15 protein-coding genes are annotated in these 18,190 nt (G+C 47.4%); 8 read left to right on the forward strand and 7 right to left on the reverse strand.

Going from position 1 to position 18,190, the window contains the following annotated elements:
- Positions 1-60: 60 nt before the first annotated feature.
- The gene (locus tag PBN151_RS17795; RefSeq protein WP_072730087.1) at positions 61-2,409 is read right to left on the reverse strand and encodes a S9 family peptidase; all 2,349 of its coding nucleotides are present in this window, start codon (positions 2,407-2,409) and stop codon (positions 61-63) included.
- A 183-nt stretch (positions 2,410-2,592) separates the two neighbouring features.
- Positions 2,593-4,044, reverse strand: coding sequence for an esterase-like activity of phytase family protein (locus PBN151_RS17800; protein ID WP_072730088.1), 1,452 nt, complete (start codon positions 4,042-4,044; stop codon positions 2,593-2,595).
- A 413-nt stretch (positions 4,045-4,457) separates the two neighbouring features.
- Between PBN151_RS17800 and htpG the strand changes: the two genes are divergently transcribed.
- A complete protein-coding gene (gene htpG, locus PBN151_RS17805; RefSeq protein WP_028531964.1) occupies positions 4,458-6,335 on the forward strand; it encodes a molecular chaperone HtpG in 1,878 nt (625 codons plus the stop codon).
- Positions 6,336-6,426: 91 nt separating this feature from the next.
- On the opposite strand, the gene PBN151_RS17810 is transcribed toward htpG, so the two are convergent.
- Both PBN151_RS17810 and PBN151_RS17815 read right to left on the reverse strand, forming a co-directional pair.
- On the reverse strand, positions 6,427-7,512 hold the full coding sequence (locus PBN151_RS17810) for a serine hydrolase domain-containing protein (RefSeq protein ID WP_072730089.1): 1,086 nt from the start codon (positions 7,510-7,512) through the stop codon (positions 6,427-6,429).
- Positions 7,509-8,078 (reverse strand): TetR/AcrR family transcriptional regulator, encoded by a 570-nt coding sequence (locus PBN151_RS17815; protein WP_072730090.1) that lies wholly within the window; start codon positions 8,076-8,078, stop codon positions 7,509-7,511. Before PBN151_RS17815 ends, PBN151_RS17810 begins: the two co-directional genes overlap by 4 nt.
- A gap of 294 nt (positions 8,079-8,372) precedes the next feature.
- Between PBN151_RS17815 and PBN151_RS17820 the strand changes: the two genes are divergently transcribed.
- From PBN151_RS17820 to PBN151_RS17840, 5 genes are read left to right on the forward strand one after another with little or no spacing between them, the layout of a single operon-like run.
- Positions 8,373-8,915: a sigma-70 family RNA polymerase sigma factor gene (locus PBN151_RS17820; protein WP_083545200.1), complete on the forward strand. Its 543-nt coding sequence runs from the start codon at positions 8,373-8,375 to the stop codon at positions 8,913-8,915.
- Positions 8,902-10,317, forward strand: coding sequence for a DUF4179 domain-containing protein (locus PBN151_RS17825; protein ID WP_072730092.1), 1,416 nt, complete (start codon positions 8,902-8,904; stop codon positions 10,315-10,317). The genes PBN151_RS17820 and PBN151_RS17825 overlap by 14 nt, the downstream gene beginning before the upstream one ends.
- Positions 10,318-10,369: 52 nt before the next feature.
- On the forward strand, positions 10,370-10,729 hold the full coding sequence (locus tag PBN151_RS17830; protein ID WP_072730093.1) for a hypothetical protein: 360 nt from the start codon (positions 10,370-10,372) through the stop codon (positions 10,727-10,729).
- Positions 10,722-11,363 (forward strand): hypothetical protein, encoded by a 642-nt coding sequence (locus PBN151_RS17835; protein ID WP_072730094.1) that lies wholly within the window; start codon positions 10,722-10,724, stop codon positions 11,361-11,363. Before PBN151_RS17830 ends, PBN151_RS17835 begins: the two co-directional genes overlap by 8 nt.
- A 22-nt stretch (positions 11,364-11,385) precedes the next feature.
- Entirely contained in the window at positions 11,386-12,012 is a 627-nt protein-coding gene (locus PBN151_RS17840; protein ID WP_072730095.1) for a hypothetical protein, read from the forward strand.
- Positions 12,013-12,172: 160 nt separating this feature from the next.
- Here PBN151_RS17840 and PBN151_RS17845 read toward each other — a convergent pair whose 3' ends face one another.
- Entirely contained in the window at positions 12,173-12,991 is an 819-nt protein-coding gene (locus tag PBN151_RS17845) for a WcbI family polysaccharide biosynthesis putative acetyltransferase (protein WP_072730096.1), read from the reverse strand.
- A gap of 70 nt (positions 12,992-13,061) precedes the next feature.
- A complete protein-coding gene (locus tag PBN151_RS17850) occupies positions 13,062-13,754 on the reverse strand; it encodes a glycosyltransferase family 2 protein (RefSeq protein WP_072730097.1) in 693 nt (230 codons plus the stop codon).
- 291 nt (positions 13,755-14,045) lie between these two features.
- On the opposite strand from PBN151_RS17850, the gene PBN151_RS17855 reads away from it, so the two are divergent.
- Positions 14,046-15,077: a LacI family DNA-binding transcriptional regulator gene (locus PBN151_RS17855; RefSeq protein ID WP_072730098.1), complete on the forward strand. Its 1,032-nt coding sequence runs from the start codon at positions 14,046-14,048 to the stop codon at positions 15,075-15,077.
- A gap of 195 nt (positions 15,078-15,272) precedes the next feature.
- Here PBN151_RS17855 and PBN151_RS17860 read toward each other — a convergent pair whose 3' ends face one another.
- Complete coding sequence (locus PBN151_RS17860; protein ID WP_072730099.1) at positions 15,273-16,178, reverse strand: NAD-dependent epimerase/dehydratase family protein; 906 nt, start codon at positions 16,176-16,178, stop codon at positions 15,273-15,275.
- A 799-nt stretch (positions 16,179-16,977) separates the two neighbouring features.
- Here PBN151_RS17860 and PBN151_RS17865 point away from each other — a divergent pair.
- Positions 16,978-18,156 carry a Gfo/Idh/MocA family protein gene (locus tag PBN151_RS17865; protein ID WP_072730186.1) on the forward strand — a complete coding sequence of 393 codons (1,179 nt, stop codon included), beginning with the start codon at positions 16,978-16,980 and terminating at the stop codon, positions 18,154-18,156.
- The last annotated feature ends 34 nt before the right edge of the window (positions 18,157-18,190 follow it).

The following is an 18,190-nucleotide window of genomic DNA, read 5'->3' on the forward strand; positions in this document are numbered from 1 at the left end:
CCATACATACAAAAAAAAGGGCCCTTTCTCATGGAAAAGAGCCCTTTTATGGATTGGAAGCTATTTTGTTAAATGGGTATCCAAGAACTTCACCATGGCATTGTAGAATTCAATTCGATTCTCTTCGTTGTGGAAGCCATGGCCCTCGTTGTCCTTCACCATATACTCTACATTAATGCCTCTCTTCTTGAGTGCTTCAACCATTTGATCAGATTCAGCTTTATTTACGCGCGGATCATTGACCCCTTGTGCGACGAAGAGCGGTGTAATGATCTTATCTGCATGGAACACAGGGGATACTTCCTTAAGCAGCTCCTTATCCTTCTCTGGATGCCCAATCCGTGCATAGAACATATTGCGGTTCGCTTCCCAATACGGCGGCAGCGTATTCAGCAGGGTGAAGATGTTGGACACGCCTACATAGTCGACGGCTGCTGCATACAGATCCGGCGTGAAGGTTATGCCGGCCAGCGTTGCGTATCCTCCGAATGATGCGCCATAAATGCCGATGCGGCTTGGATCTGCAATGCCTTGCTTGATTGCCCATTTCACGCCGTCCGTAATGTCATTTTGAATATCGCGTCCCCACTGCTTGTCGCCAGCATCGATGAATGCTTTGCCATAACCTGTTGAGGATCGGAAGTTAACTTGCAGCACGGCATAGCCGCGGTTAGCGAGCAGCTGAACCTCGGGATTGAAGCCCCACTCATCGCGAGCCCAAGGCCCGCCATGAGGATTCACGATAAGCGGGAGCTGTTCGGGCTGCTTATTTTTGGGCAGTGTCAAATAGCCGTAGATCGTTAAGCCATCTCTGCTCTTATAGGAGATTGGATGCATATCGGCAAGTTGATCCGTTGTAAGCCAGTCGCTTAAGGCAGCAAGGAGCGTCAGCTTATCCGTCGTTGAATCATAGTAGTAGTATTTTCCCTGCACCTTGTCATTCGACAGACTGACGATGAATTTCGTTCTTGCGTCGTTGTAATCATTGATTTGGATTTCGCTTTCCGTTGCCTGCAATTTATGTTGCAGCTTTTTGTTCAGAGCTTCGAAGTCCGCATCGAAGTAATAATTATGCTTCTTGTCTGTGATATAGGTAGCCATGAGCAGCTTATCTTGCTTGTCGTCATATACTGCACGATCTAAGTCGACCTCAGGATGGGAGTAGAGTAGCTGCTCCTTGCCCTGCAGGTCGTATTTGAGCAGCGCAGTTTTATCGCGGCCCTTGTTCGATATCGCATAAATGTTCTTGTTGTCCTTCGTGAAGCCAAGCGGGTAGACGGTTTCACCTGTATCCGTTGTGATGAAAGGCTTAAATTCTGCGTCCTCTGAATCGCGATAGAGCACTGATCCTTCAATGCCATCCGTAGCAACAGCCATGCGGATGGCGCCATTGTGATCGGCAAGCCAAGATTGGATATTGCCAGGGTTTTTCGCTACAAGCTTGGTAGCCCCTGTCTTCACGTTCAATTTATAGACATCGAATGCTCTCGCGTTATCCTTGTTCATCGTAATGAGTATTTCGTCCTTCACATTGGACAGTGTGCTGACTACCCCGACGCGAACCTTATCGAATGGAGTGAGATCCTTCTCCGCATTGCCGTTGAATGCTGCCGAATATAAGTGGTAGTTTTCATCTCCGCCTTTGTCCTTTAAGTACAGGATGTGATCGCCCTTCCAGAAGAACCCCGCAATATCGCGATCCTTGGAGCTAGTGATGCGTGCAGGCTCGCTCGAGCCATCCATCTTCTTCACGAATACATTCGTCCGGTTCTCCCAAGCTGCCGCATAAGAAATGTAGTTGCCGTCCGCAGACAACTGATACGAGAAGTTGCCAGGGTTGCGCATGAAATCCTCAACGGAAATGAGCGGTACACCCTTGTTGTCGATTTGAGCTAGACGGAGCTTGCGCAGGTTGCGAAGTGCAGAGGCGGCTTCCCCGATAGTCGCGTCTTTATTTTCATGAAGGCTGCCGTCTGGATAGCCAGTAAGTAAGCCAAGAGATTTAGCACGCAGCGTATATTCGGTTAATGTCTTCTCGCCGCGTTCCTCTGTGCCAAGTTCATAGGCGCGAACGAGGATACGGGCAAGCTCCCCGCGCGTAATCGGTGCGTCGAGAGAGGAGAATTCCTCAGCGTCGACCCAGCCTTCATTCGCAACTGCCTTCATTGGATCGATTCCATGCTGGTAGGTGAGCGATAGTGCGGCATAGCGGATGAAGTCCTTTACCGGGATTGTGGACGTTGGTTTTGTCTGCTCGGGAAGAATTCCTCTGGAGACGAGCGCCTGAATCCCTTCTGTATACCATGATGAGGCGGCAGTAGAAGTAGACTTCTGTTGCGCCATGACCGTCAGCGGAAGCGATGCAGCGAGCACAGCAGCAAGTGCGGCGGATATGACTTTCTTTCTCATGAATTGAATAACCTCCTTATATGTACAGACCCATATATGTATATGATGGAGCTTTTTATTTAGTATTTGGATCAATTGTATGTATTAGGTAGGTTATATGGAATCGTGTGAAATATACGCGAACACCCCGGATAGACGCTGACTGCTGACGTCCGTTCCAGGGTGCTGCAAGTAGGTGTGAAGTTATTGGATGGAGTAAGGAAGCTTGAATGTCCACAGTTCAGTGCCGTTGTCGGACGAGCTGCTGTCCACACCGAAGTCGTTATCATTGACGATTACGAGTTTGTTGCCGTCTACGAGGGATACACCTTCAATTTTCTCATACGGATATTTGAATTCAACTGCATCCAATACAGTGCGCTTCGCAAGCGGCAGAATGCTGTTGGATTTCAGATCAGCAAGAGACATTTGCTCCAGTGTCTTGCCAGACTTCTCGTCGTCATACTTGCCAAGAATATTCGTTGCTGTCGTGAGATCGACCGCATAAATGCGCTTCAATTGAGCTTTATCGCCTGCATTTTTGTCACGTTCGTCAATCAGCAGCGTATTCTCGTTGATGGCTACCACGTCCGAGATGACAATGTCTGCTTGATCCAGACCGGTGAACTGCTTGGCATCCTCTGTCACATATACATATTCAGCCACTGGCTGCAATGTCGCAAGATCGAACTTGATGATGCGTAGTTGACGCGAGTTGTCTGTAGACTTGTCTGGATTGCGCAGCGGGCTTTGCATAGACATGAACATGTACTTGCCGTCTGGCGTAATACCGACGCCTTCAGCACCGCGATTTTGGCGAAGCTTATTGTATACGGATGGAAGAACTTCTCTAGCTGGTACAAGCGGTGTAGAGACTTGTGCAGCCCATCCTTTTGGAACAATGCGCTCAATAATCGTACCGTCGCGCTTCACATGAACGATGGAAGGGCCGTATTCATCCGAGATCCAGAACGTGTCATCCTTCGCGTTATAGGCAAGACCCTCGATATCGAGTCCGTATGGATCGTAGGCTAGCCCTTTTTCCCCTTTGGCATCGAATGGGGCTTCGTCACGACCTTTACTATTCGGAAGTCCGGTAATATGAGCATTTCCCGTCGTCGGATTTTTACCATTCACCTTGAGTGGGATTTGCTCCAATATTTTAATTTCATCTTTATCGATTTGAATCTTGTATAAGCTAGGCGTATAGCTTGCTAACGGGAACGTCCGGCGAGTTTTACCGCCAACCTCAACTTGGCCATTCGGGCCACGGTCAGCAGTGGAGTAGAACACATTGTCAGGATCGCCAGGCACATGAGTCAAGGATGAACCAATGCCCATCTTAATTCCTTCAGCTAAGTTCGCTGCATTGAGCTTGTACTTGCCAGTCAACTCAGGCTTGTCCGTCAACGCAACACTGCCTCTGAATTCATCCCAATCTACATATTTGCCTGTTACTTCACTAAGTGCGCGAAGAGGCATATACAGACGGGAGTCGATTTCTACAGCCGGCGAAGCAGGCGTAACCGTTTGCCCGTTGCTCGTGTACGTAACGTGAGATGCCGGTACGCTTTCGGCAGCTTGTACCGAAGTAATTCCTGTTCCAGCAGTCAATGTCAATGCGGTTGCTAGCGCGATCATAGCTTTCTTTTTCATTTGTTATGTCCCTCCATAAGACGAATCTATAAAATGTGCATTCTTGTCTGTTCACCTGGATTATAGCAACCGCTTGTTAAGGTTATGTAATGGAAGGGTTAAGGAGATGTAATGGAAAACTTGAGAGTTTGTAAATAGAGGGGCATACAAATAAAAACGGAAATCGGGAGGTAAAGTCTAGCGATAGGCTTGTATGCTTCTAGCATCATTATCTGCTCGATATAAGAGTAAAAATTCATATCAGAAAATCCCAATTTTGAACGTAATATAGTTGACAGTAAAAAATAGACTAGGTACACTATTACTATATTGTTAGCACTCTGTGTAGTGGAGTGCTAATCCATTACTTACTATAATGATAATGACTACGTGTAAGTAATGACATGAAAAGATATGAGAGGGGATTTTTATTCATGGCTAAGAAGCAATTCAAAGCAGAATCCAAGCGTTTGTTGGAAATGATGATCAACTCGATCTACACGCAGCGGGAAATCTTCCTTAGAGAGCTCATCTCCAATGCGAGCGACGCGATCGACAAAATGTACTATAAAGCCTTGTCTGATGACAATGTGGTGTTCAATAAAGAAGATTACTTCATTAAAGTATCGGTTGATAAAGAGAACCGTACGTTGACAATAGCCGATACAGGGATCGGGATGACGAAGGAAGAACTGGAGAACAACCTCGGCGTTATCGCGAAAAGCGGCTCCCTTGCCTTCAAGACGGAGAATGAAGCGAAGGATGGCCATAACATTATCGGCCAATTCGGTGTAGGCTTCTATTCCGCATTTATGGTTGCTGATGTCGTGACGGTAATTAGTAAGGCGTTCGGCAGTGATGAAGCGTTCAAATGGGAATCGAAGGGTGTAGACGGGTACACGATTGAGCCTAGCGAGAAGGATGTGCCGGGTACGGTTATCACATTGAAGATCAAGCCGAACACGGAAGACGATCAATATGACGAGTATTTGGATGAATACCGTCTGAAGTCGATCGTGAAGAAATATTCGGACTTCATCCGTTACCCGATCAAGATGGATGTGACGAAGCATCGTCCGAAGGAAGATGACGATAAGGAATTCGAAGCGTATCAAGAAGAAGAAACAGTGAACAGCATGGTTCCGATCTGGCGCAAAAATAAGAATGAGCTGACGACAGAAGACTATGAGAACTTCTACAGTGAGAAGCGTTATGGCTTCGACAAGCCGCTGAAGCATATTCATATCAGCGCTGACGGCGCTGTTGTATATAATGCGATCTTGTACATTCCAGAGAATACGCCATTCGACTATTATACGAAGGAATATGAGAAGGGGCTTGAGCTGTACTCGAACGGCGTGTTGATCATGAACAAATGCGCAGAACTGCTCCCAGACTACTTCAGCTTCGTGAAAGGGATGGTCGATTCCGAGGATCTGTCCTTGAACATCTCACGCGAAATGCTGCAGCATGACCGCCAGTTGAGCTTGATCGCGAAGAATATCAAGAACAAGATTAAGAGCCAGCTGCAATCCTTGATGAAGGACGAAAGAGAGAAGTACGAGCAGTTCTTCCAATCGTTCGGCAGACAGTTGAAGTATGGTGTGTACAGCGACTATGGCATGAACAAGGATGTGCTGCAAGACCTGATCATGTTCTACTCCTCCAAGGAGAAGAAGTTGGTATCGTTGGATGAGTACGTAGAAAGAATGCCAGAAGATCAGAAATACATTTACTACGCAGTTGGCGAATCGATCGAACGTATCGAGAAGCTGCCGCAAACTGAGCTTGTGTTGGATAAGGGCTATGAGATTCTGTACTTCACAGACGACATTGATGAGTTCGCGATTAAGATGCTCATGAAGTACAAGGAGAAGGAATTCAAGAACGTATCGAGCGGCGATCTCGGCATCGAGTCCGATGGCGATGACAAGTCTGCTGACGAACAAGACGAGAACAAGGAACTGTTCGAGGCGATGAAGGACATCTTGAAGGATAAGGTGAAGAGCGTTAAAGCCTCGAAGCGCTTGAAGTCCCATCCAGTATGCTTGTCTGCAGAAGGCGAAGTATCCATCGAGATGGAAAAAGTGTTGAATGCGATGCCGAACAACCAAGCGGTGAAAGCCGATAAGGTGCTCGAAATCAACGTGAACCACGAAGTGTTCCAATCTCTGAAGAATGCTCATGCATCCGATGAAGAGAAGCTGAGCCTGTATACGAACCTGCTGTACAGCCAAGCACTCTTGATTGAAGGCTTGCCGCTGCAGGATCCAGTGGAGTTCACGAACGATATGTGCAAGATAATGGTGTAACGAAGAGGTTCTCTTCGATACAATGAAAGAAATCATGATGGAAGATAACCCGCTGTCGGCCCAAGCGCTGGCAGCGGGTTTTTGCGTTTGGCTATCTGCACTTCAGGAGGACGTCAATGGCCTTGAACATAATGCGAACTGCCTTAGCGGTGGATCGCAGTTGATTCAAACTGCAGATCAGATAGGCATCGAGGGCGGGATGATAGAACATAACGGTTCCGGAATAGCCCCATGCGCCCCACGCATTATATCTTGCCGGGAATAAGATTGGAACGGTTCGAAAGCGGACGATGCCGTACCCATAATCCACGCCCGGCCTGAACTTCGTCCATACTTGCATGCGCTGGAGGCTTTCGTTGGATATCAACTTGCCGCTCGTAAGAGCCTTCATGAATGTCAGCAAGTTCTCTGAGGTCGATATTAAGGCGCCGCCTGCGTATTCCATGCTGATGCTTTTGTAATGGGTGATTGCAGTCTGGCCGGCATATAAGTCGGCCATGGGATAAGGGTCTTCTACTGCCGGTGTAGAATAAAACGCCATATGCGTATGATGGAGCTGCAGCGGTTCGAATAAGTAACGGCGAAATGCTTCATGGAGTGGATTGGATGTAATGTTTTCAATGAGTAAGCCTAGTAAGTGGTATCCGGTATCCGAGTAATGGATTCCCTGTCCGGGAGGGAAATGGGAAGTCAGATGCTCTTTGGACCATTGGATAACCTCCTGCGGCGTCCATTGGCGCGAAGGTTCCGAGGTGAACAGATCGAGCATCCGCGGGCCTTGCTTGGGGCGATCCTCAAAGTAATCGTTCAATCCGGACGTATGGCTGAGCAGATGCTTGATTTGAATTTGAGTAGAGTAATCGGTGCCCTTGTAAACATGCAGTTTGTGCATCAGCTCAGAGGGAAGGTAATGATGGATGGGATCTTCGTAGGTGAGCTTGCCCTCTTCGGCGAGCATTGCCGTAAGTACCGAGGTGAACAGCTTGCTTATGCTGGCAATATAATAGCGCTGCTGCGGAAGAGATGGCTGACCTCGTGTCGTGCCTTCCGCCATGTTCAGATGAATGCCCAAGGGCTCGCAATGTACGAGAAAATAGGCATTATGAAGCTTGCGATTACGCTGAATAACGCTTCTAAACTGCCGCTCGATTCGACTCATCGCTTCCTGACGGTTCATAATTGCTCCCCTTTCTGCCGCATGCGGGCGGCAGCGATAATATCGGCGGACGTACTGTCCATGACCTCAATGTCATTGAAGCCTTCTGGCAGCAGGCCATTAGCCGTCATAACGGACAGACCTAGTGTAAATATTCTCATCTTAAGCAGAATAGGCATCAGCTCTTCGTCTGTGAAATCGGCAAGCTCCGGATCGGTCTTCATTCTGTCGATAATGCTGTTCATCTCGCCCGGCTCATGCTGCAAATAGGGGTTCGGTCTCATGACCATGTCGCGGAACAGGAGCGGGTATTCCCTTGCGAAGCGGAGTGTGGCAACGCCAATATCATGAAATGGCTGGCCCGTATCCTGACTGAGGAGATAATCGTCGCTGAAAGTAAAAATACGCTGTACAACCACTTGAATGAGCTCCGCAACATCTGTGAAGTTGACATAAATAGGCGCAATTGAGCTTCCCAGATGTTCTGCGACCTTGCGAATCGTAATGCTGTAGATTCCTTCTCGCATGGCAATGTTGAAGGCAGCATCAATGATCGTATCCCGCGAAAATTTCGTCTTAGGCGGCATAGCGGGTTTCCTCCCTAGTAGGCATCCAAATCCAATGAAATATCATCTGATACATATCAAATGATATTTATATAATCAGTATATATGTGACAGGTAGATTTTCAATACCTCATCAGGAAAAAAACGGAAAATATATTTATACATCTGTTCGACCCTTCTTAAATGGGGAGGTTTGTCATGAACGGCTTTTTGTCCTGCCAAAATGAAATGTTGATTGGATGGAACCAACTTCCTTCATAGCCAATCTAACGTAATAGAATAAGCTTATTCAAATCTTGAGGGAGGATTATCAATGTGCTAACGGTGGACGAAGTAAGGCTGGCACAGCAGGGAGATTGCGAAGCATTTATTCGTCTTATTACAGGTATGGAGCGCAGTTTATATCGGGTAGCACGTTCCATCTTGAAGCGGGATGAGGATTGTGCTGATGTGATTCAGGAGGCGATATTCAAGGCGTTTCGCGCGATACATACTTTACGAGAACCTGCCTACTTCCAGACATGGATGTTCCGTATTGCAATGAATGAATGTCATCAATTAGTCAGCAAGCAGAAGCGGGTTGTCATCATGGCTGATCTTCCTGCAAAAGCCGCACCTGTTGTGGACAATGAGCATATCGAGTACTTGGATCTGATGGCGGAGATTGATCGGTTGGAGGATAATCACCGCATCGTCATTTCGCTGCATTATTTTGAGGACATGTCTGTGAGAGACATTGCGGAGCTGCTGGACACAACAGAAGGAACGATTAAGTCGCGCTTGCATCGGGCCCGTGCAGCGTTGGCGAAGGTGATGGACAATCCTTTTGAAAGGACGGGCGACTATGAAACATGTTGATATGGAGCATGTGCTCAAGCAGGCGGCGGCCAATGAGCCGCTCGAAGTCCCTGAAGTGGTGCGGCAGCGCTACGACGCTACCTATGCGCAGCTGCGAGACCTGGCGGCTAAGCGGGATGCTGTGCCAGATGTTGTGAAGCAGAGTGTTGTGAAGTCCGTTCACGCGCTGCGATCGAATGCAGCAAGTCGACAAAAGAGACGCTTGCGCCAAGTCGCCGTCATAACGGCAGCGGTATCTTTTATCGGCATGGGCATTATCGGTTCTGGGTTCGTGTCGCCGGTGATGGCGCAGACATTGAAGAAGATTCCGCTTCTGAATACCGTGTTCACGATTGCGGGGGACTTAGGGCTGCAGGCAGCGGATGAAAAGGGGCTCGTCGATAATGTCAATCAAAGCGTGACGATAAACGGAGAAACGCTGAAAGTATCCAAGGTCATCTACGATGGGGCAAGATTATCTGTGGGCTTCGTTCAAACAGCGCCTGGGCGGAAAATCGAACAGGTAAAGCTGGCGATTGACGGAGAACTCGATCATTTTGCGAGCAGTTTACGGGATAGCATCCTATCGGAAGACGGCAAGACGGTAAACAGTGTCATTAACTTTACACCTAACTGGAATCTGCCCGATGAGTTCGAATTGAAGCTGTTTGTGTTCTTGGAGGGAATGGAGCAGGATCGATTCGAATTCAGCTTCCCCGTAAAAAAGGTTGCTTCGCTAACCATCACATCGGACATGGTAAGAAAGCACGGGGAGTCCGTCGTGAAAGTAGATAAAATCGAAATGTCGGAAGTGTCAACGCGGGTTATTTTGAAACACGAGCATCCACATCGTCCTAAAGAGTTAGAGCCATTGGGACTTAATGTTGCCATCTTCGATGATCGCGGAAATGAACTCCAGCCAATTAACGGGAGGGATGGATCAGGGACGTTGATTAATGGGATCGAGCACATTACGTGCAACTTCAATTTCGCACCGTTCCAACATCCATCGAAATCGATTACGTTGAAGCCGTATTTCAGAACATTTTCTAAGAAACCGCGGTCTCAAAATAAAACTATGGTTAACGAGATGCCAAGCGAAGAGAAGCCACTTATTCTCAGCCAAGGAGCGGCTGGACGTTTGGAAGTGACGCGCTTGGAATGGAAGGGCGACAAACTATTTGTCTATTACAACAAGGTTGGCGACAATCCGTTTGATAACGGTCGTCGTTTATATTTGGAAGATGAGCAAGGGCAATTGCTCATCGATGAGCAAATCCGGGTGATCGATCCCGAGAATTATCGCTTTGTCGCGGAATATGACCAGGTATCGCCCGATCAGAAACTGACATTCGTGACGGAAGATACACCACTGGTGGATTACATCAAAGACTTGGAAATGACAATCCCCTTAACGGATTAGATACACAGAAAAGGAACACATAAACTGACAATGCTGAAGGGAGCAATTTCAAATGAAATCATGGAACAAAGTATGGATATGCATGACGGCAGCGGCGCTTGTACTGACAGCTTTACCTGCAACGGAATCTTATGCATCGAAGAAGGTCGCACAGGCGAGTGAACAGAACACGATGAAGCTAACAGATGTGGATAAGGAAACCCAAGAGAAAATAAAAAAAGAGGTTCGTGATTTGTCAGGCTTGTCTATCGTTGAGGCCGATGTGAACTTGGAAGGAGTGAATTTGGCGATTACTTTCAAAGACAATATAGGGAATATGATGATGAACAAGAACACGAAGGAAATCGTGTTCTTGAACCTGAAACTCACCTTCGATCAACTAGAAAAGGCCAAGTCAGGACAAGATGATTAGCTTGCTTAAGGAGCTGAATAATAACCGGAAGTATGCACCGAAACAAGTGGATCTACATAAATCCCCGAATGAAACCCGTATTTCGATGCTGGGTGAGGATTTTGCCGCTTCCATGACAGATCAGGATCATACCGCTTATATCGACTTCTCCTATAAGGATATAGACGCTTCAGTACGTAAAAATGCAGAAGAAGCCTTGAAGAAGTTCTCGAACGGCGGAAATCAAAAACTAACGAGAGCTCAACTGCACAAGTTCGTGAACAACGATCCGAAAATGAAAGAGGATTCTTACGTATGGCGAATTAGCGGCGGCGATGAAGAGCATTGGGTAGGCCTGGAGATTGGCGCTGTTACGGGTAAAATCTATGATGTTCTTATAAAGAAAATGGATGTTCCTGATAAAGATAAAGCATATGCGGATTTGGACATCAAGAAGGTGAAGGCTGCAGTAGAATCCAAAACAAAGTCAATATTCAATGTAAGCTTGGGCGGGTACGAGGCGAAGCAAGAGTCGAAGTATGGAAATAAATTTGCCTTCACGAAAAAAGGAAGTCCTACGATAGAAGCCAGAGTGGACTTGAAAGGGAATTGCTACGGTATCAGTCTGTTGCCTGAGAATGGAAAGAGGAACTAATGGGTAGGAGGAGGATATCTTCATGAAACGATGGAACGTAGTTCTATCTGTAACCGCAGCAGCGCTGCTTATGGTATCTATTCCGGCACCGACATCCGATGCAGCGGCAGCGGCCAACTCCAAACAACAAGGCGAGCCGGGATTCATGAAGACCGTTAAGGATTTGGACAAGGAGCTGGTGGAGAAGGCGCAGGAGGCTTTGAAGCCGTTTGTAAATGAAGAAATCGACTTTGAAGGCGTACGGTATTCGTATAAAATCGATGGGAAGAAAGAGCCTACTCTTTATTCGAAAGCCTATCGAACCGTAACGCATCCCGTAAAGGGAGCGGAGAAAATATTTGCTGCTGAGGTTACGATCAAAGCACAAACCGGTGAAATTTATCAAATCAATCTCGACCCTCAGCTCTCTTCCTTGGACGAGGGCATCCGGACAAAGATGAAGGCAGCCATCACAGAAACAGAGAAGAGCCTCTCGTATGACGATATTACAAAATTGAACATTGATGGAGCAAGCGGCGAAGTCAGTACGCTAGGCCCTTACCAGCTTGTCATCGACGCGAAAAGCGGCAAAGTGCAAATGGCAATTTATAATGTGCCGAATTCTAAGGTTGATCAGAGGGCTGTCCAAGCTGCTCAACAATATAAATGAAAAAGGAAAGGTCTTCGTATTAAACAGAGAACTAGTTGCGAAATCAAAATAGAAGACCGAGGATGTTTCGACGGAGAACAGAAGACAGAAGGCAGAAAAAATCAGAGAGGCTGAGTGCCCTCTGATTTTTTTACATATGATCCGGTTTCTTATGCAAGCCCTACACCATTTGCAGTTCTTGGCTGTGAATATCCACGTACCGTGCGATATATTCTTGGAAGGTGAACTTCTCATCTCCCAGCGAATAGATTCGCGCACCTGGCTGTAGAAATCTCAGATCCAAATGCTTAATGACGCTTGGATAAATAGGGTGAATCAAATCGATGAAGTCCGAATCGTAAAAGGCTTGCGCAATTTCTATCGTAGAAATTCCGATTCGCTGCAAAATGTTCATCGCTAAGTAGCGGATAATATGGTAGCGGGGATGGCACACCGTGCAGAATAGATGCTCCTTCTGATAATGCTGCTCGATGAAATTCGCAAGTGGAATATCAATGTCGAATTCGCGTTGGCGGAGATTATACATGAATTCGTTGTGGATCATTTGCAGTTCTTTGGCGGAATAGAATTGCTCGTCAGACAATATGGCGACAATTCGCTCCTTGCTCTCTCCTTGCTTCAATAACCGGAGAACGTTCTGATCCTCGTATCCATACAGCGTATTCTTGTTATTGTAAGTAAATTGAGGGTAGTAGGATTTGAAGTAGGCGTTGCCAATGCTAATTTTCTTGCAATGGGGCGGCAGCCTGCTTAACAAGTAATCACTAGACAAGCGCTCGCCGTAGGCATCACTCGTCTTCATGTAAATGAACAAATCACAATCGTTCAGCACATGATCGCCGATACCGATCTCTTGATTGCAGTTTTGGATAGGGAGCACATCTACCAGCTTATAACTGTAACGGAATGTGTGAGATGCCATCAAATACCTGCGTATGGGAAATACGTGACAATTGCCGAATACAATACATTTTTTCATTCGATATACACTCCCTCATTCTATCTATGATAGACAGAGATAATCGAGCCTCGCGTTCCGTGTTCAGGGGTTACGTGACAGGAAGATAATTGTCAACGGGATTCAGCGGGAAATGATTGAATGGAAGGTGGTAGGTCTCTTTCCCTAGAGTACCGCCCCACTTGGTCTCATAATAGTAGTGGTACAACGGGAAGGTAACGTGATGGAGATGGGTGAGCAGGGGATTGGACTTAACCGTCGAAGCCCCGGCATTATGATGGGTCACGCCCAGTCCGGTTGGAACGATCGGGTATCCTGCCAGCACGACTCTTCGGTACCAGTCCTGATCGGAGAAGTACATAGGAAGCAGGTGGTCCCACGGTCCAGCAGCCCTAATTGCGTCCATGTGAAATGCAGCGAGCGTATCCAAGTTAGTGAAGGCGACGCCCCATCGATGCCCAGTCTGCTGCCATGCTGCTAACGTAGCGAGGAATGCATCCGGAACGCCTTCATGAGCTTCTGCGTCGGAATGCATATAGAGAACTGCGTTACATTGCCGCTCAGCGCCCCATCGATGCAGCATATTTTGCGATTGACTATGTGAGAAGGGAACGGGGGGCTCGTAAATCGAAACGATAGAGGATAACGCTTCTTCATGACGCAGGTCATGGCTGTCTGAATTATCGATGATAACCGTATGCGGCCAGTAGGGCTGGATACTGGCAATGGCCCGATACAATAGATCAAGGCGATTCACATAAAAGATGCCGAGCATGTATTTCATCCTAGCGACCCTCCACAGGTTCATGCACGAAGCGGATAGGAACTGACCTATTGTTAATATATAATGCACGGCATTGGCTATTGGTCAGGGACAAAATGTCCCTATTTGTAAAAAAAAGCGTCTGAAGCCAAATTTCCCGAATCAGTGAGGGAAAGTGAGGGGAAGTGAGTGAACCGCACCGCCTTGTACTTCATGCTTTTAAGTGCATGATCGCTGTGGTATGCTGTGATTTACAACTAGACCGCTTACCGACTTCGAAGAAGATAAGTCATACTGCCAGGGGAGGAGATCATGGTCAGACTGAAAGATATAGCAGAGAGGGTCGGAGTCTCGATATCGACTGTCTCACGCGTTATAAATCATGATGACAGCAGGCGAGTAAGTGAAGAGACGAAGCAGAAAATATGGCAGGCCGCCAAAACACTCAATTATCAGGTAACACCTATAGCCAATCCCAAAGCGCGTACCCGAACGCGGCATCACACATCTCCTATGTCCACTCATGCGATTGGCTGCATCCTATCACTTCCTGACAACAAGTACAATCATCCTTACTTTTCTCCGATTATTCAAGGAATAGAAGCCAAGCTGCTTGAGGCAGGAGCTTCACTTGCTTTTTTACATACCCAAGCTGAACTGAGAAGCACCACGTTGTTTGAATCCCTATTGAAGTCGTATCAGCTTAGCGGAATCATTTGTGTAGAAGGAATGGATCCTGCTCAATATAAGTGGCTGAAGGAGAGAGTGCCGAACATTGTTGGGATCGATGTAGCAGATCCGTCGATTCCAGTTATTTCCTATGATCGGATGAATGCGGCAAGGGTGGCGGTTGGTCATCTCATCACGAATGGGCACCGCAAGATTGGATTTATTGGAGGGAAAGGGCTTCTTGGACAACTGGAGCGGGAGAAGAGGTATCGGGGATACCGAATCGCTCTTGAGGAAGCGGGCTGTGTGTGGAACCCGAATTGGGTCATTGACGCTGAATGGGATGCGGATCGCAGTTATGAACAGATGAAGCAGCTAGTACAACAAGTAGATCGGCCTACTGCGATGTTCTGTGCCAGCGATATGATGGCGATTGCTGCGATGCGGGCAGCAGCGGAAGAGGGACTGTCCATTCCCGGGGATCTTGCCTTCATAGGCATTGATGATATTGAGTTCGCCAAGTACAGCTCTCCGCCATTGTCGTCTATTCATATTCCGAAGTACGAGATGGGGTATGCTGCTGCGAAGGCTTTATTGGATGGGCTGACGGATCCATATCCAGCGCCTTTCCGAATGCTGCTCCCTTTTTCTCTGATTGTACGCAAGTCTACCTGAGCGGATGCGGCTGTCCTCAATAGCTGTTAAACAGGAGATCAGTCCTATAAGATAAACGAAGACGCCTTTAAAACCACGGTTTTAGTGGAGAAAAGGCGTCTTTTGTCATGCAATGTTCACCCCCATGTAGGGGGGCAAAATGTAAGACGGACTTTTGAAGCGGATCCTTGTGTGTTTTACTTCGAGCCTGTCCTATTACGAACGGGAACTGATAATCGATGTAATGAGTTGAGGATACCAGTCCTGAATCGAGTCGAACTTGAATCCGTGCTGTACTGCCTTGCTTGTATTCAGGCCCCATCGATCCGGCACGCCGAACGGAGACAGGTGAGCGGTATCGAATGCTGCTGCCTGCTGTGGATCGGAAGTGTCTACGATTAGCGCGGATTTGCCTACGCCCTCTTCGATAAGCTGAATGATCTGACGGATCGACAGTACCCCGTCTGAGCAGGCATTGACAGGCCCTTCGAAGTGCTGGTTTTTCAGCCAGAATAGGAAGCGGGCTGCTTCATCCGAAGTGATATAGCTCATCTCGGCTTGTGGATTCGGAAGTCCGATAGGAAGCCCCTGTTGTACATGCTCGATGTGGAAATGAAGCCGCTTCGTATAGTCATCCATGCCAAGCACGATTGGAAACCGGACGGCACATACGGGGAAGGAAGCATGCTGGAACAGGACGGCTTCAGCAAGCCGCTTGCCTTCGCCATATGCGATTTCCTGCGGAAGATTGGCTGGAATGGCGTATGTATATGGGGAGAATTCCTCTTCGGAATAGCCTATCTGCCCGAAGGGATAGACAGACAAGGTTGAAGTGAAGATGTACCGCTTCACCTTGCCAGCAAATATCTCACAAGCATGGAACGCATCCTGCGGGTGATAGCCGATATTATCGTACACGACATCCCATTCCGTGTCGCCGACAGCCTGCCGCAATTGTTCAGGCACTGTTCGGTCAAGATGGATACGCGTCACTTGATCACCGAAAGAATCCTCCGTATGTCCTCGTGTTGCAACGGTAACATCCGAGCCTTCTTGAATAAGCAGGTTTACAAGCTTCTTGCCAAAGAAGCGGGTTCCCCCGAGTACTAGCACTTTACTCATGTCATCAAACTCCTTCTCTTACCTGTTTATAGTGTGAAGGGGACGATTAATTCTACCTATGTTGTATTCGCCGATTGCACGGATATTCCTGTACGCCGTATTGAAACTGATCAACTCCATGCAATACGGAGAAGCTGAGGGAGATGCATAGTTTGGATATTTGCCCCAAATATTTAAAATTTGGTTAATGAAAAATTCATCCAAAAACGTGTTGACGGAGGAAAGTTTAGCGTAATATAATGACGACAAGCTTGCAGATGAAACCATTTCGTAGTAAATGTGCTCGCGATATTTTTATCCAAACTTCAATAGATTTTACCCCAAATATATTTGTCTTTTTTGCGCAAAGTGATTCAATACCCAAACTTAAGTACTTGGGTAGCACTCATCATATTCCCATCACATGACCATCAATCACGATCATCACATAAGAAAATCCATCACATCAGACACATTTCAATTATTCACCATTCAGCATGGTGCAGGAAGAAAACTCCTTATGAACCCAAGAACCCAATGATCTAGTAGATCTTTGCACCTATGATCCTATGAACCCCGACTCGTATGAATTTTATAGATCTCACCATGAGAGCCGACTAGAAAATATCTGATTGAACGTTAGCCATTGTGCTGCATGCTTTATTGCTGACGCTTATTTCCCCTTACCTGCATCTAGCTGCTGCACAAGAGAACTAGCGGCATCGCGTATTGAAAGCGCTTTACTATAGAGGGCGATGTGCTGCTGCAAGCGGTTGTTTTGCACAAGACTTGCAAGCATAATCGAGAGGAGAATGAGGAAATGAAGACAGAGAAGCAAGTTCGAATTGGCATGATTGGTGCACGAGGAAGAGGGACAATCGCAAAATACTGGCATCAGCCGGAGGGTCGATCCATTGTAGTAGGCGCAGCTGATATTTATCCGGAGCGCCTTCAGGAATTCAAGGACGATGTTAACCCGGATGCGTTCGTCACGACAGACTATCGGGAACTCCTTGCACGCGAAGATATCGATGCGATAGCGGTGACCTCGCCTGATTTCTGTCATGAGGAGCATGCCATAGCAGCGCTGAAGGCAGGCAAGCATGTATTTTGCGAGAAGCCGCTGGCGATTACGGTGGAAGGCTGCGACAATATTTTGAACGCATGGAAGGAATCCGGCAAGCATCTGATGGTTGGCTTCAATATGCGCTACATGAACATGTATCGCACGATGAAGGAAATTGTGGATTCTGGTGTAATTGGCGAGATCAAGGCTGTATGGGTAAGACATTTTGTAGGCTGGGGCGGGTATTTCTATTTCCACGATTGGCATGCGAACTCCAAGAACAGCACAGGATTGCTGCTCCAGAAGGGATCGCATGATATCGATATCATTCATTGGATTACAGGACGCTATGCGACGAAGGTGAGCGCATTCGGCAGCTTGGACTTTTATGGCGGGGATAAGTCGAATGACTTAACCTGTCCAAGCTGTGAGGAGCGGACAACGTGTACGGAAGCGAGCCCAGGGAGACTGATCGAATGTGCATTCCGTGAAGAGGTGAATGTGGAGGACAACAATATGGTCATTATGGAGCTGGAAGGCGGGATTAAGGCTTCCTATTTACAATGCCACTTCACACCAGATTATCAGCGGAACTATACCTTTATCGGCACGGAAGGCCGGATGGAAAATAACGAAATGGAAGACAAAGTATACGTATGGACGCGCAAATCCAATACAGAGCGCGAACTGGCAGATCGCGTGTATCAGATTAAGGAGGCGAAGGGGTCGCATGGCGGAGCGGATCCGAACATTTGCAAGGACTTCGTCGATATGATTCTGCATGGGAAGGAGCCGATAGCAACTCCACTTGCGGGTCGTATGAGCGTGGCTGTAGGTTGTGCGGCAACCGAGTCGATTCGCCAAGGCGGCGGCGTTGTCCCTGTCTCGCCAATCCCGAATTTGGATGCTGCCGCTATCCTATCGGAGGGCTAATCCATGAAGCAGCCGGATAGCTTGCACGTAGACG

The organism is Paenibacillus sp. NAIST15-1, from assembly GCF_001894745.1.
GTDB lineage: Bacteria > Bacillota > Bacilli > Paenibacillales > Paenibacillaceae > Paenibacillus_B > Paenibacillus_B suaedae.